The following is a 16,797-nucleotide window of genomic DNA, read 5'->3' on the forward strand; positions in this document are numbered from 1 at the left end:
AGAGCTAAATCTTCACTTAAATTTAATAACTAAAATTGTACCTTTGCACTCCTGTCCGTCAAACAGGCAGGTTTGCCTATAATTTATGAGCCAATTTGAGGATTTTATTGAAGTAAAAGGTGCCAGAGTGCACAATCTTAAAAATATAGATGTATCGATTCCTCGTGAAAAATTAGTGGTTATTACTGGTTTGTCCGGAAGTGGAAAATCGTCATTAGCTTTTGATACTATTTATGCTGAAGGACAACGTCGTTATATAGAAACTTTTTCGGCGTATGCCAGACAATTTTTAGGCGGTCTCGAGCGTCCGGATGTTGACAAAATTGATGGTTTGTCACCTGTTATTGCCATCGAGCAAAAAACCACCAGTAAATCGCCGCGTTCAACGGTAGGCACCATCACTGAGATTTACGATTTCCTTCGATTATTATATGCGCGAGCCAGTGATGCCTACAGTTACAATACGGGCGATAAAATGATAAGTTATAATGATGAACAAATTAAAGGACTTATTATTACGGATTTTAGAGACAAGCGTATCAATATTTTAGCACCAGTTGTGCGTTCCAGAAAAGGACATTACCGCGAATTGTTCGAGCAAATTGCCAAACAGGGTTTTGTAAAGGTAAGAACCAACGGCGAAATAAAAGACATCACTAAAGGCATGATGCTAGACCGTTACAAAACACATGATGTTGAAATTGTTATTGATAGACTTAAGATTGATGACTCAATAGATAATGATAAACGCCTAACAGAAAGTATCAATACTGCCATGTATCATGGTGAGGATGTGTTGATGGTGATTGACCAAGACACGAACGAAGTACGCTATTTCAGTAGACATTTAATGTGTCCGACTTCAGGGATTTCATATCCAAATCCGGAGCCAAATAATTTTTCATTCAATTCCCCAAAAGGAGCTTGCGACCATTGCAACGGGATTGGTGAATTATATGAAGTTAACACCAAAAAAATCGTTCCAGACGAAACTTTATCCATCAAAAATGGTGCTTTAGCTCCTCACGGACCAGAAAAAAACAGTTGGATATTTAAACAGTTTGAAGCCATTGCGCAACGTTTCAATTTTAAATTGACCGATGCCTATAAAGATATTCCTGAAGACGCCAAACACATGATTTTGTATGGTGGCAATGAAAAATTTTCGGTAGAAAGTAAAACTTTGGGCGTTACCCGCGATTATAAAATCGATTTTGAAGGTGTTGCCAACTTTATTGAAAATCAATATAAAACAGCTGAATCTACATCCTTAAAACGCTGGGCAAAAGAGTATATGGATAAAATTGTTTGTCCGGAATGCCACGGTTCCAGATTAAAAAAAGAATCTCTTTATTTCAAGATAAACAATAAAAATATTGCTGAAATTGCCAATGCAGATATTGTAGAGCTCACCAATTGGTTTAACGATTTGCACCATCATCTTTCTGAAAAACAATTAAAAATTTCAGAGGAAATCATTAAGGAAATCAAAGCTAGGTTACAATTTTTATTGGATGTTGGACTGGATTATTTATCATTAAACAGAAGCTCAAAATCACTTTCTGGTGGAGAAGCGCAACGCATTCGTCTGGCTACGCAAATCGGCTCACAATTGGTTGGCGTTCTTTATATTTTAGATGAACCTAGTATTGGATTGCATCAACGTGATAATGAAAAACTTATTAATTCTTTAGTTGCATTAAGAGATTTAGGGAATTCGGTTATTGTGGTGGAACACGATAAAGACATGATAGAACGCGCCGATTATGTGATTGATATTGGTCCGAAAGCAGGCAAATATGGCGGGGAAATAATTAGTATTGGCACACCTAAAGAACTTTTAACGCATCATACCCTTACAGCAGATTATTTAAATGGCACCAAACAAATTGAAATCCCGAAAAAACGTCGGGAAGGCAACGGTAAATTTTTAGAATTAAAAGGTTGTACCGGAAATAATTTAAAAAATGTATCGGTAAAATTTCCTTTAGGAAAAATGATTGGTGTTACAGGTGTTTCTGGCAGTGGAAAATCCACCTTAATAAACGAAACCCTCTATCCCATTCTCAATGCCCACTATTTTAACGGCGTAAAAAAACCCATGCCATACAAAAGTATCAGTGGTTTAGAACATATTGATAAAGTGATTGACATCAATCAATCCCCAATTGGACGAACCCCTCGCAGTAATCCAGTAACCTATACTGGAACATTTAGTGAAATTAGAAACTTATTTGCTAAAATTCCCGAAGCTATGATTCGTGGGTATAAAGCGGGACGTTTTAGTTTCAATGTGGCTGGCGGACGCTGTGAAACCTGCCAAGGAGGTGGTTTACGGGTTATCGAAATGAATTTCCTGCCAGATGTTTATGTAGAATGTGAAACCTGCCAAGGAAAACGTTTTAATAGGGAAACTTTGGAGATTCGTTATAAAGGAAAATCCATCAGCGACGTGCTTAATATGACCATGAGTGAAGCTGTTGATTTTTTTGAACACATTCCTAAAATTCATAATAAACTTAAAACGATTAAAGATGTTGGACTCGGTTACATCACTTTAGGACAACAAAGCACAACGCTTTCTGGTGGTGAAGCCCAACGTATAAAACTGGCAACGGAATTGAGCAAACGCGATACCGGAAACACCTTTTATATATTGGACGAACCCACAACCGGACTTCATTTTGAGGATATTAGAGTGTTAATGATTGTATTGAACAAATTAGCCAACAAAGGAAATACCGTCCTTATTATTGAGCATAATTTAGATGTTATTAAAACAGTTGACCACATCATAGACATTGGTTATGAAGGCGGTAAAGGCGGTGGACAAATCATTGTTGAAGGAACTCCAGAAGAAGTTGCAACACATAAAAAAAGTTATACAGCTAAATTTCTGAAAAAAGAATTAAATTAATACATTCCTAGACACAAATAGAACATAAAAATATTTAAAACTTATGACACACGAAAAGCATCATAAAAGATGGAACGAAATAAAAACCAACGACTCATGGGCCATTTTCAAAATCATGGGAGAGTTTGTTTATGGATTTGAAAAAATGAGCCTTATTGGTCCTTGTGTTTCCATTTTTGGGTCTGCACGGACAAAGCCAGAGGATCCAAATTACATTCTTGCGGAAAAAATTGCAAAACGTATTGTTGAGGCAGGTTACGGTGTTATTACAGGTGGCGGTCCAGGCATTATGGAAGCAGGTAATAAAGGAGCAAATTTAGGTGGTGGTACTTCAGTGGGACTAAACATTGAATTGCCTTTTGAGCAACATGATAACCCGTATATTGATTCGGATAAAAGCCTGGATTTCGACTACTTTTTTGTACGTAAAGTCATGTTTGTTAAATATTCGCAAGGGTTTGTGGTTATGCCTGGAGGGTTTGGGACTTTAGATGAATTGTTTGAAGCTATGACATTAATTCAAACCCATAAAATAGAAGAATTCCCTATAATTTTAGTTGGAACATCCTTTTGGAAAGGATTGTTGGATTGGATAAAATCAACACTTTTAGAAAGCAATGGCAATATAAGTGCTAAAGATTTAGATTTAATACATTTAGTGGATTCTGAAGATGAAGTGATAGCCATTCTGAATTCGTTCTACAATGGCTCTGAACTAAGTCCTAATTTCTAAATACTTTATTAATAATTTTTACGTTTGCTTGATACTTAACCCAAAGAATCAACTAATTTACTATATTGCTGTGCCTTATAAAAATATAAATCTATTTAATGTTATTGCTATAAATTGAAATTACGTTTTCTAAATTTCATTCTTCTTATTTCCTATATAACAGCTTTTGGTCAAAATAGTATTGACCTCAAAGCTGATTTTGATATGGAAACTGGACAAATAACAATCTCTCAAACCATAACATACCAAAACACCTCCCAAGACACATTACGAAGTATTTATTTAAATGATTGGAACCAAAGTTATGCAACTAAAAAAACAGCTTTGGCCGAACGATTGGCAGATGAATATATCAATGATTTTCATTTAGCAAAAAATGAAGACCGAGGCTATTCGGTGATTACATCCATAAAGCAGAACAATCAAAACTTAGTCTATAATCAACTTAAAAACCAAATAGATGTTATAAAAGTTGATTTGAATTCTCCTTTGAAACCTAACGATACCTATACTATAAACCTTCAATACATTGTAAAAATTCCTAGTGATAAATTTACAAATTATGGCATGACACCTACTGGCGATGCAAACCTAAGATATTGGTACATAACACCTGCTGTTTACGATGGTAAATGGCATTATTATAGCAATAAAAATCTAGATGATTTATTTATTCCTAAATCAGATATACGATTAGAAATCGATTATCCAAAAGGATATTATTTAACTTCAGAATTAGATATAGAAGAATCATCCCAAACCCCTAATAAACATAAAGTTATATTAAAAGGGAATAATAGAGTAAACAACAAATTATTTATAAACAAAGTTAAAGTTTTTGAAACCTTCGAAAACGAAAATCTAGCATTTGTCACCAATATAAATGATGAAGGATTGGGTATGATAGATAAAATTTTAACCATTGAGAGAGTCTCTAAATTTATATTAGATAATCTTGGCGGATATCCCCATAAAAAACTGCTTCTATCTCAAATAGATATTGATAAAGAACCCGTTTACGGACTTAATTTTTTGCCAAAATTTATCCGCGCCTACCCTGATAGTTTTAATTATGAATTAAAATTATTGAAAATTGGACTACAAAACTATTTGGAAAACACATTACTCATCAATCCAAGAAAAGACCAATGGCTTTTAGATGGCATTCAAATGTATTACATGATTAATTATGTAGAAGAAAATTATCCAGACATGAAATTTTTGGGTTCCATTGCTAATATATGGGGCATTAGATCTTTTCATGCAGCCGATTTAAAATATAACGACAAATACGATTTAGCCTACATGCTTATGGCTAGAACTAATAGAGATCAGCCATTAACTATGGCTAAAGATTCCCTTTTAAAATTCAACAAAAATATTGCCAACAAATACAAGGCTGGTATTGGCTTTGAATATTTAGATGATTTTGTAAATCATGATATTGTAGAAAATGCTTTAAAATATTATTTAGCGACTACAAAACTTAAACCTACATCCCCTAAAGAGTTTGAAACTTTTATTAAATCTAAAACAAATAAGAATATTGATTGGTTTTTTAATGATTACATTAAAACTCGCGAAAAAATAGATTACAAAATAAAGAACGTAACAAAGACGGAAGATTCCGTATGGTTGACCATAAAAAACAAAAGGCATAACAATATGCCCATATCGTTATACGCTTTAAATAATGATAGCCTTGTATCTAAGACTTGGGTTGAGAATGTTGATGAGGAGAAGACCATTACCATACCTAGAAATAACGCCAACAAATTGGTTTTAAATTATGATCAGGTCATTCCCGAATATAATTTAAGGGATAACTGGAAATCGTTAAAAGGATTCTTTTTTAATAACAAACCATTACAATTAAGACTTTTTAAAGATGTAGAAGACCCAAACTACAGTCAAGTTTTTTTTATGCCCCTATTAGAGTTTAACAATATTTATGATGGTGTAACATTGGGTGCGAAAATTTATAATGGAACCCTATTGAGAAGGTCTTTTAACTATAAAATACAGCCAAAATATTCGCTTAATTCCAAATCCTTTACTGGTTCTGGTTCAGTTTTTTACATTCACAACATTGAAAACAGTGATTTATATTATATGAGTTTCGGCCTAAGTGGCGCATACAACTCTTATGCTAATAATTTATTTGTTAGACAATTAATGCCTGCGATATCTCTACTTTTTAGAGAAGACAATGACTTTCGGTCGAACAAGAAAAAAGCCCTAAAATTCAGGTATGTTGATATTAAAAGGGACGAGGACACATCAAATTTATTAAATATCACAAAACCGAATTATGGCGTGTTTAATGTCAACTTTATTAATTCAAATGACAACCTGATTAATTTCAATAGATGGGTAGCCGATTTTCAAATAGCTGAAACCTTCAGTAAAGTGTCGTTTAATTATGAGTACAGAAAACTTTTTGAAAGCAACCGACAATTCAATCTGCGGTTTTTCACTGGGGCGTTTTTAAAGAATAATAATGATGCTGGCTCAAATTATTTTAGTTTCGCATTAGATAGACCAACAGATTATTTATTTGATTACAATTATTTGGGACGTTCTGAATCTACAGGTATTTTTAGTCAGCAATATATAGATGCTGAAGGAGGCTTTAAATCTAAGCTAGACCCTGCTTTTGCAAATCAATGGATTTCAACAGTAAATACGAGTACCACCCTCTGGAAATACATCTTAGCTTATGGAGATTTGGGTATTGTTAAAAACAAGTACAGTAGCCCTAAATTTGTATACGATTCGGGTATCAGAATCAATTTAGTAACCGATTATTTTGAAATTTATCTTCCTGTTTATTCTAATTTAGGATGGGAAGTTGCACAACCACATTATTCACAAAAAATAAGATTCAAGTTTACGGTAGACCCACAAGCTTTATTAGGGTTATTTAGAAGACGCTGGTATTAAGACTGTTAAATTTTTAATTTTTTTTAAACAAAATAATCATTTTCATAGATTATCCAATGCAATTTCAACCATTTACTGATTTTATTTAAAGAATCAGCACTAAAGTAAGATTATAGAATTGTTAGTGCCACAAAAATTAGTTAAATTCGCAGAAGCGAAACTCTACCTGTATGGATACTGTTCCAGATTTAAAAAGTAATATTTCATTTGAAGATTTTAAAGCAGAGGTTTTAAATGACTACAAAATAGCCGTAACTAGCAGGGAATGCAGCTTACTTGGAAGACGGGAAGTATTAACAGGCAAAGCTAAATTTGGTATTTTTGGTGATGGTAAAGAAGTGCCTCAACTAGCCATGGCAAAAGCCTTTAAAAAAGGTGATTGGCGTTCTGGTTATTATAGGGACCAAACCTTCATGATGGCTATTGGCGAATTATCTGTAGAACAACTTTTTGCCGGTTTATATGCCAATACCAATTTAGAGCTAGAACCCATGTCTGCCGGACGTCAAATGGGAGGTCATTTTGTAACCCATAGCCTTGATGAAAACGGAAATTGGAAAGACTTAACCAAACAATATAATTCTAGTGCAGACATTTCTCCTACCGCGGCGCAAATGCCACGTTTACTTGGTTTGGCTCAAGCTTCAAAGATTTATAAAGACTTAAAAGATATCAATCCCATAAATTTTTCAGTAAACGGCAACGAAGTTGCTTGGGGAACCATAGGGAATGCCAGTACCAGTGAAGGTTTGTTTTTTGAAACCGTAAATGCCGCTGGTGTTTTACAAGTACCTATGGTAATTAGTGTTTGGGATGACGAGTACGGCATTTCAGTTCATGCTAAATACCAAACGACCAAAGAAAATATTTCGGAAATATTAAAAGGTTTCCAGCGAGATAAAAATAATAATGGTTTTGAAATATTAAGAGTAAAGGGTTGGGATTATGCCAATTGTATTGAAACATTTCAAGAAGCTTCCATAATAGCTAGAAACGAACATGTTCCAGTACTTATACATGTTCAAGAATTAACACAGCCACAAGGCCATTCTACATCGGGATCTCATGAACGCTATAAAGACAGGGATAGGCTAGCATGGGAAGCAGAATACGATTGCAATAAAAAAATGCGAGAATGGATTATTGATAGTGGTATTGCAACTAACGAAACCCTTACTAGTATTGAAAGAATCATAAAAAGAGATGTAAAAGAAGGCAGAAAAAATGCTTGGGATGTTTTTTTAAGACCCATTCAAAAAGAACAGCAAGAACTTATTTCTCTACTGAAAACTGTAGCAGCTACTAGTGCTAATGGTGTGTTTATATCAAAAATCAAAGATTCATTAATTGCAATTAGTGAGCCCACTAGAAAAGATTTACTATCTAATGCCAGAAAGGCTTTGCGATATACCATTGGAGAAAATAATACTGAAAAACAACAACTTAACTCTTGGATAAATAATTATTTTGAATTTGTACAGCCAAGGTTTAGCTCCCATCTTTATTGCGAAACCAATAAATCTGCTTTAAACGTAACCGAAGTAAAACCAACTTATAATAACGAATCCGAACAAGTTGATGCCAGAACTATTATTAGGGATAATTTTGACGCGCTTTTAAAAAAGTATCCTGAATTGTTGATATTTGGTGAAGATACTGGAGGCATAGGAGATGTTAATCAAGGTTTGGAAGGCTTACAAGAAAAATATGGTGAACATCGTGTTACGGATACAGGGATTAGAGAAGCGACTATTATTGGCCAAGGTATTGGATTAGCGTTACGCGGACTACGCCCTATTGCTGAAATTCAGTACTTAGATTATGTCTTGTATGCCTTGCAAATTATTAGCGACGATTTAGCTTCACTTCATTACAGAACAAAAGGACGCCAAAAGGCGCCATTAATCATACGAACTAGAGGACATAGACTAGAAGGTATCTGGCATTCTGGTTCTCAAATGGGTGGTATTTTAAATTTAATACGCGGACTTTATGTTTTAGTCCCAAGAAACATGACTAAAGCCGCCGGTTTTTATAATACATTATTGCAAAGCGATGATCCTGCTTTAGTTGTGGAATGCTTGAATGGTTATAGACTTAAAGAAAATAAACCTAATAACTTAGGTAATTTTAAAACGCCCATTGGCGTTGTTGAAACTATTAAGGAAGGGAAAGACATTACATTGGTATCATACGGTTCCACCCTTAGAATCGTTGAGCAGACAGCCAAAGATTTATTAACAATTGGTATAGATGCCGAAGTTATTGACATACAATCTTTAATTCCTTTTGATATCCATCATGATATTGTAAAAAGTATTGCCAAAACCAACAGAGTCATGGTGATAGATGAAGATGTGCCTGGAGGAGCCTCTGCGTACATATTGAATGAAATTTTAAACAACCAAAATGCCTATCAATATTTAGACAGCCAACCCAAAACATTAACCGCTAAAGCACACAGACCTGCTTTTGGAGATGATGGTGATTATTTCTCTAAGCCTTCGGCTGAAGATATTTTTGAAGCTGTTTACCAAGTGATGCATGAATCGAACCCAGACGATTTTCCAAAATTAAGATAGCACAGCCTTAATTAATTTTCTACCTACATTAAAAAGTTTTGTGTATTTTTAACATTATTAACTCTACAACCATATGAAAAAAAATTTTCCAGATTTAGCTTTATTAATTCTACGTTTAGGAGCATCAAGTTTAATGCTTACCCACGGAATTCCTAAAATAAATATGTTATTTGCCAGTCCAATTCAATTTGCAGACCCGATTGGTGTTGGCCAAACCTTATCATTAATATTCGCTTTAATAGGTGAAGTTATTGCTCCAATATTAATAATCATCGGGTTTAAAACTAGACTAGCAACCATACCTGCTATAGTTACCATGGCAGTTGCCGCATTTGTTGTTCATGCTAACGACCCTATTGATGTTAAAGAGAAAGCATTACTATTCCTAATTTGTTTTGTTGCCATTTTTCTAGCTGGTGCTGGTAAATATTCGGTTGATAAAAAGTAAACATAAGAGGGGAAATATATAATGAAGGCCATTCTCTTGAAAGATATTAAGCAAGAATTAAATCATCTTTCTTCTAATGAATTACAAGAAATCTGCCTTCGTTTATCAAGGTTCAAAAAAGAAAATAAAGAACTACTCTCTTATCTTTTATTTCAATCAGCTAATGAAGATGCATACATTGAAAGCATAAAAAAGGCTATTGATGAAGGGTTTGAGTCTATAAATATAAACAGCTATTTCTACATAAGAAAAAGCATGAGAAAGATTCTAACGCAGACAAAAAAATACATTCGTTATTCCCAAAAAAAAGAAACCGAAGTAGAATTATTACTTTATTTCTGTGAAAAAATGAAAGCCTTTAAACCTAGCATCAAGAATAGTTTACAATTGGAAAACATCTACAAAAGGCAAATCAGTCTCATTAAAAAGATTGTCAGCTCTTTACACGAAGATTTACAGTACGATTATAATTTAGCTATAGAAGATTTATAGATTTAACAATGCCAGCGTTTTTTTACGCTGAATTTTACCAAAACCCGTTTCATTGAATTTTTCTAGATTATAAACAACTTTTGGTCTTTCGAATTTTTCAAGCCCATCAAAAACGGATGGATCCAATTGATTGGTTTTATCTTCAACAACCAAAATCAATTTTTCACCCAAAACCTCATCTGGCTCAGAAGCTATAATATATCGCTTGTCTATGATGCCTGCTAGTTTGTTTTCTATTTGCTCTGGAAATACTTTAACGCCACCTGTATTAACCACATTGTCATAACGCCCTATCCATTCAAATTCGGTTTCGGAATGAATCTCGACAATATCATTAGTGACTATCTTGTCTTGTGAAATATACGGCACCTCTACAACTAAACAATTTCTGTCATCTTGAGAGATGGTTATACCTGGCAATAGTTTAAAATGTTGTTGTTTATTGCGTTGCTCTTCTGTAAAATTATTCAATTGCTTTAAAGCAAAATGGCTTACGGTCTCTGTCATGCCATAAGTTTCAAAAATTTTAGCAGGATGGTTAGCTATGGCTTCTTTTAGGGAATTGGTAACCTTTGAGCCACCTACAATTATGGTTTCAATATTATGGGTTCTATCAAGTGTGTTTCGCAACTGCATGGGTGTCATGGCGCAAAAATCGTACTTTTTGTTTTTTAAAAAAACGGGCTCTGAAGTTGGATTAACGATATCTAATTCCAAACCTAATATCATGGCCCTTATCAACATCATTTTACCAGATATGTAATTTGATGGCAAACAATGTAACGCCTTGTTTCCTGGTTTTAAATTGAAAAAATCACCAGTAGCAATGGCAGAGTTTACCATAGCTTGCTTTTTTACCTCTATAGTTTTCTGCTTGCCAGTAGAACCAGACGTTTTAATGATGATGTAATCCTTTTTATCCAGCCAATCCATTAAAAAATGACCGAAAACCTCTTCATAATACTCGCCTTCTTTAATAAAGCTATAAGCTACATCATATAAATCATCATACTGGTAATTCCCAGAATTCAGCTTGAATTTTAAATGTACTTTATCAAAGGTTGGCGGTGTTTTCATCATTATTTACTATACTTTTTATGGTTTCATTTTCAGGCTCTAAAATACTTCCAAATAATTTATCTTTCCAATTTTTCCAACCATATTTTTTTGACATTATTAGAAGTAAAATAGGAAAAACAATAAAAACTGGCAGAATCATTTCTGTTAAGATAGCTTTGGATGGTTCTGAGATGTCTTTTAAAACAGAATGGGTTTGCAAAGCAGTCCAATCTGCACTAACAAAAATAGCCGCGAAGAAATTATTTGCCGCATGAAACCCTAATGATAGTTCCATACCCTCATCCATCAACGTCATAATTCCCAAAAACAGGCCTGTTCCAATATAAAAAATCATAATACTGTATCCCAATTTATCAACTTCGGGATTTGCAATATGTAATAGTCCAAAAGCAAATGATGTTATTAATAATGGAAGCCATCTGTTCTTAGCAACGACTCCTATACCTTGCATTAAATAACCCCTAAATAAATATTCTTCAAAACTGGTTTGCAAGGGAATAAAAACAATAGCTATGACCAAAAGAATTAAAAAAGGAACCAATTTAAAATTAAAAACATAATCTTCCGGAGACATTAAGTAATCAAACCATATAAAACCACTTGATATAATTCCCCATAAAAAAAATGAAAACCAAAAGCGTTTCCAGTCAATTTTACTTCTAGCTGTTGTTAATTGTACAACCGTTTGCTTATGTAAAAATTTAGCAACAAAAAGTAATACAACTAAACCCACTGCAAATGACAAAAGCATCAAAAAAAGATTTAAATTGGGCTCTAAGAATGACATTATCTTTGAATTATCCAATCCCTGCAAGCCCTCTCCTTCTTTGTATGATTTCATTAAAACAGCCACTGTAAATGGGATTTGGCCTGCTATAACTGCCAATATTATAATTATAAGTCCTACGAAATAACGCCACCATTCGTGCAACACCTTAAAAGCTTGTTCTATATACATAATTTATAAATTAAATGTCCATTTTTTTGAGTTATCGTAGTGCAATTTACCATTTTTAACCACAAGAGGTGAATCAAAATTATTTGTAAATAACCCTCCTGTCCCAAGTCCTTGTGGCATATCATTATGTTTTACATATGTATATTGCGCAATGGCATTTAGCCCAACGTTACTTTCTAGAGCACTGGTTATCCACCATACTATATCTTTTTTATCCGCTATGTTAATCCATTCATTACTGCCTTTAAAACCACCAACTAAACTAGGTTTTAAAATAATGTATTGAGGTTTTATGGTTTGTAGCAACGTTTCCTTTTGTGTTACATCAAATATTCCTATTAATTCTTCATCTAGGGCAATGGGCAATGGCGTATGTTCACATAAAAGTGCCATGTTTTCAATCTGCCCCTGTTTTATGGGTTGTTCTATGGAATGCAAATCAAATTCTGATAATTTTTTTAATTTTTCCATAGCTTCGGAATATGAAAACGCACCATTTGCATCCACTCGCAATTCAATATCTTTTGATGTAAACTCTTTTCTTATGGATTTTAAAAGATTTGTTTCCGTTTGAAAATCGATAGCGCCAATTTTCATTTTTATACACGTAAAACCAGCATCTATTTTTTCTTTGATTTGTTGTTTCATAAAAGCCTCTGACCCCATCCAAATCAATCCGTTTATTGAAATGGAATCGTTACTTTTTGTAAATTCTGAAGGAAATATTTCAAATTTATCTTTTGAAAGTAATGATTTAAAAGCAGTTTCAAAACCAAACTGAATACTTGGAAATGCTGCTAATTCATTTAAAAGAACATCTAAACCTAAATGAATATTTTGACAAGTCCATTCTAATTTGGCTTCATAATCTGGCCTATCATCAACGGACAACCCTCTAAAAATACCACATTCACCAATACCTTGTTTTGTTTCATCTTTAAGGATTATAAACCAGGTTTCCTTGGTTTTTAAAATCCCCCGAGATGTTCCACTAGGTTGCTTGAAATTTAAAATGTATTTTTGGTAGGATGCTGTTATCATTTATAGCTCAATACTTTCGCCAATCTCTAAAAGCATCAGGTCTTTTCCTTTTTCAAAAAAGGCTTGTTTTGATTCATCATGATTAATTTCAATATAGCCAAACGTATCAAAATGGCAACCTAAAACCTTATCACATTGTACAAAATCACTTGCCATGATGGCATCTTTAATTCCCATGGTAAAGTTATCCCCAATAGGCAAAATAGCTAAATCCAATTTGGTTTGAAGGGGAATGAGTTTCATATCAAACGTCAAAGCCGTATCACCAGCAATGTATATGTTTTTATGTTCGCCTTCAATGACAAAACCTCCAGGTTGTCCGCCATAAGTGCCATCTGGAAATGATGATGAATGTATGGCATTCACATATTTTACATTACCAAACTCAAAATCCCATTGGCCACCATGGTTCATAGGATGTCCTTCAATGCCAAGTTTTTCAAAATGTGACACAATTTCGAAATTAGAGACCACTATGGCACCTGTTCTTTTGGCTATGTTTTCAACATCTAAAATATGATCTTGGTGCGCGTGGGTCAATAATATATAATCGGCTTCCAACGCATCTATGTTTATATGGGAAGCTTTGGGGTTTCCTGTTATAAAAGGATCTACCAATATAGTAACATCATTTACTTCGATGCCTAAACTAGAATGTCCGTAAAATGTTATTTTCATAGGTTTTCATCTTTAATAGATACAATTTTCAATAAGGAAAAATACAAAAAAACTATAACAAATGTCCAATTCCCATAAGGATTGCCAAAAGAAATGTTGTTAATGCCAGTTTTTTTAATTCACCATCCAAAACCAGAGAATCTTCATTTTTATATACTTTAATAAAATGCAGAATCAATGGTATGTATGCTACTATAAAAATCAAATTAAAAATAGACGTGTAGTATAATATTCCAAATAGTAATGATAATAGAACAGCTAATGCAATTAAAGTTAAATGATATTTTTTTGCGTTTTTGGCACCTAATCTGACTGCTAAAGTGATTTTATTGGATTTTTTGTCTGATACAATATCCCGCATGTTATTGAGGTTTAAAACAGACACGCTTAAAAGACCAATGACACAAGCAGGCAAAAATACCACATGGTCAATCTGTTTAGCATATAACACATAGCAACCAATGACACTTACCAATCCGAAAAAAAGAAACACAAACACATCTCCCAACCCATTATATCCATAAGCATTACTGCCAACAGTATAACGAATGGCGGCCACTATAGAAGCGATGCCCAATAAGAAGAAAATAACAGTTAGTAAAAAATGCTTCACCCCAAATGCTAAAAAAATAAGCATAAAGGCTAATACTATTGAAATTAATATAGAAATTTTAATGGCATTAAACATATTCTCTGGAGAAATACTGCCACTTTGTATTGCGCGTTCTGGACCTACTCTGTCATTATTATCCGTTCCCTTAACACCATCGCCATAATCATTTGCAAGGTTGGATAATACTTGAAAACTTATGGTAGTCATAATGGCAAAAACAAAAATATCCCATTTAAAAAACCCATTGTATTCAGCAAGAAAGGAAGCAATAATAATCCCTGAAACAGATAATGGTAGCGTTCTAAGACGCATACTAGAAATCCACAGCTTAATATTTTTCATTTACGGAATCCATTTTTTTTCAAAGTTAGGCTTGCGCTTTTCTAAAAAAGCATTTCGACCTTCCTTTGCTTCATCTGTCATATATGCCAAACGTGTAGCTTCGCCTGCAAATACTTGTTGCCCAACCATACCATCATCAGTAAGATTCATGGCAAACTTAAGCATTTTAATGGATGTTGGTGATTTAGCTAAAATTTCCTGAGCCCATTGATATGCTGTAGCTTCCAGTTCATCATGGGGTATAACAGCATTTACCATACCCATATCAAAAGCTTCTTGAGCAGAATAATTTCTTCCTAAAAAGAATATTTCCCTAGCTTTTTTTTGCCCAACCATTTTAGCGAGATAAGCTGAACCATAACCTCCATCAAAACTAGTGACATCGGCATCTGTTTGCTTGAAAATGGCATGTTCTTTACTAGCTAGAGTCAAATCGCAAACTACATGTAAACTATGTCCGCCACCAACAGCCCAACCTGGCACTACAGCTATAACAGCCTTTGGCATGAAGCGAATTAAACGTTGGACTTCTAGAATATTTAATCGATGATAACCATCTTCTCCAACGTAGCCTTGATGCCCCCTAGCCTTTTGGTCTCCTCCCGAACAAAAGCTCCAAACTCCATCTTTAGTTGAAGGACCTTCAGCAGACAATAATACAACACCTATGTTTACATCTTCTCCAGCATCATAAAATGCTTCATACAATTCGCTAGTTGTTTTTGGTCTAAAAGCATTGCGTACATTTGGCCGGTTAAATGCTATACGAGCAACACCATTACATTTTTTATAGGTAATGTCTTCATATTCCTTAACGGTTATCCAGTTAACTTGCTTCATTATTTTAGTTTGTCCAAAAATAAACTATATTTTGTTTTCAATACAAATTTGTCAAAAATATTACAACACCAAATAATAAAACTTAATTCAAAAAAATAAGTAAAAAACCATATTCTTGATTTTAATTATCAAAAAATGTTTAATACTTTAAAAATCATGTTAATTTTTTGATTATATAAAAAAAATAAAAATACTTACAAATAAGTGTTGCTTTGTAGTATAATATAGATTATTTTTGTTTGGAATTTGTTTTTTATCTATAATAGTTGTATTTTGTCGAACATTTAAACCCCAATGTCTATGTTATTTACAATTACAGTATCTCTCTCAGTATTGGTTCTAATTAATTTATTGCTACTAAAGTTTAGTTGTAATAAAATCACAAAACAAAAACAAGATGTTAAGAAAACTGTGGTTTTAAATACAAGTCTTACCATTGAATCGGTATCTGAAAGACTTGCTCCAACAGGAAGTTAGTCTTGCTAAAATGTTTGTTTCCAAACCAATATCCTCTATTGGCACTTAATGGAGAAGGGTGTCCTGACATTAAAATTTTGTGCTTATTATAATTAATGTGCTTGACTTTTTGCTTAGCATAACCACCCCATAATAAGAAAACCATACCTTCCTTTTTCTCGTTAATTATTTTTATAACAGCATCTGTAAAAGTTTCCCATCCTTTATTTTGATGACTTCCTGCCTGATTGGCTCTGACTGTAAGCGTTGCATTTAACAATAAAACACCTTGTTCTGCCCAACGCATTAAATTGCCGCTTTTTGGGTAAGGTATCCCTAAATCTTGTTCGATTTCCTTAAAAATATTTATCAATGAAGGTGGATGGCTAATACCATCGTTTACGGAAAAACAAAGTCCGTTCGCCTGCCCAAAACCATGATAGGGATCTTGACCAATAATAACAACCTTAACCTTTTCAAATGGACAATGATTAAAGGCATTGAATATTTGTTTTCCAGGAGGAAAGCATTCATTATTAGCATACTCGTTTTTAACAAAATTTACCAAATCTTTAAAATACGGTTTCTTAAATTCATCTTGCAAAAACGGTTTCCAACTGTCGTGTATATCTACATTCATTTTATTAACTTAATAATCGAAATAAAAATAATAC

General features: G+C 33.5%; 13 protein-coding genes. 6 read left to right on the forward strand and 7 right to left on the reverse strand.

Annotated elements, in window-relative coordinates; all coding sequences use genetic code 11:
• Positions 1-85 precede the first annotated feature (85 nt).
• From uvrA to CDH50_RS14595, 6 genes are all read left to right on the forward strand, one after another.
• Positions 86-2,917 (forward strand): excinuclease ABC subunit UvrA, encoded by a 2,832-nt coding sequence (uvrA, locus tag CDH50_RS14570; RefSeq protein WP_100613025.1) that lies wholly within the window; start codon positions 86-88, stop codon positions 2,915-2,917.
• 43 nt (positions 2,918-2,960) lie between these two features.
• Positions 2,961-3,650, forward strand: a complete 690-nt coding sequence (locus CDH50_RS14575) for an LOG family protein (protein WP_100613026.1) — start codon at positions 2,961-2,963, stop codon at positions 3,648-3,650.
• A 114-nt stretch (positions 3,651-3,764) separates the two neighbouring features.
• Positions 3,765-6,593: a gluzincin family metallopeptidase gene (locus tag CDH50_RS14580; protein WP_100613027.1), complete on the forward strand. Its 2,829-nt coding sequence runs from the start codon at positions 3,765-3,767 to the stop codon at positions 6,591-6,593.
• Positions 6,594-6,763: 170 nt separating this feature from the next.
• Positions 6,764-9,175, forward strand: coding sequence for an alpha-ketoacid dehydrogenase subunit alpha/beta (locus CDH50_RS14585; protein WP_100613028.1), 2,412 nt, complete (start codon positions 6,764-6,766; stop codon positions 9,173-9,175).
• Positions 9,176-9,248: 73 nt separating this feature from the next.
• Positions 9,249-9,623: a DoxX family protein gene (locus CDH50_RS14590; RefSeq protein ID WP_100613029.1), complete on the forward strand. Its 375-nt coding sequence runs from the start codon at positions 9,249-9,251 to the stop codon at positions 9,621-9,623.
• 21 nt (positions 9,624-9,644) lie between these two features.
• On the forward strand, positions 9,645-10,115 hold the full coding sequence (locus CDH50_RS14595; protein ID WP_100613030.1) for a hypothetical protein: 471 nt from the start codon (positions 9,645-9,647) through the stop codon (positions 10,113-10,115).
• On the opposite strand, the gene CDH50_RS14600 is transcribed toward CDH50_RS14595, so the two are convergent.
• The 7 genes from CDH50_RS14600 to ung form a co-directional block, all read right to left on the reverse strand.
• Entirely contained in the window at positions 10,110-11,195 is a 1,086-nt protein-coding gene (locus CDH50_RS14600; protein ID WP_317044660.1) for an AMP-binding protein, read from the reverse strand. The genes CDH50_RS14595 and CDH50_RS14600 overlap by 6 nt on opposite strands.
• Positions 11,170-12,153 (reverse strand): CPBP family intramembrane glutamic endopeptidase, encoded by a 984-nt coding sequence (locus CDH50_RS14605; protein ID WP_100613031.1) that lies wholly within the window; start codon positions 12,151-12,153, stop codon positions 11,170-11,172. Before CDH50_RS14605 ends, CDH50_RS14600 begins: the two co-directional genes overlap by 26 nt.
• Positions 12,154-12,156: 3 nt before the next feature.
• Positions 12,157-13,194, reverse strand: coding sequence for an o-succinylbenzoate synthase (locus CDH50_RS14610; protein ID WP_100613032.1), 1,038 nt, complete (start codon positions 13,192-13,194; stop codon positions 12,157-12,159).
• The gene (locus tag CDH50_RS14615) at positions 13,195-13,872 is read right to left on the reverse strand and encodes a metal-dependent hydrolase (RefSeq protein ID WP_100613033.1); all 678 of its coding nucleotides are present in this window, start codon (positions 13,870-13,872) and stop codon (positions 13,195-13,197) included.
• A gap of 52 nt (positions 13,873-13,924) precedes the next feature.
• Positions 13,925-14,827, reverse strand: a complete 903-nt coding sequence (gene menA / locus CDH50_RS14620) for a 1,4-dihydroxy-2-naphthoate octaprenyltransferase (protein WP_198513513.1) — start codon at positions 14,825-14,827, stop codon at positions 13,925-13,927.
• Positions 14,828-15,667 carry a 1,4-dihydroxy-2-naphthoyl-CoA synthase gene (locus tag CDH50_RS14625; protein WP_100613034.1) on the reverse strand — a complete coding sequence of 280 codons (840 nt, stop codon included), beginning with the start codon at positions 15,665-15,667 and terminating at the stop codon, positions 14,828-14,830.
• Positions 15,668-16,097: 430 nt separating this feature from the next.
• Entirely contained in the window at positions 16,098-16,763 is a 666-nt protein-coding gene (gene ung / locus CDH50_RS14630; RefSeq protein ID WP_100613035.1) for a uracil-DNA glycosylase, read from the reverse strand.
• Between the last annotated feature and the right edge of the window lie 34 nt (positions 16,764-16,797).

The sequence above is a fragment of the Confluentibacter lentus genome, from assembly GCF_002806995.1.
GTDB classification, from domain to species: Bacteria; Bacteroidota; Bacteroidia; order Flavobacteriales; family Flavobacteriaceae; genus Confluentibacter; species Confluentibacter lentus.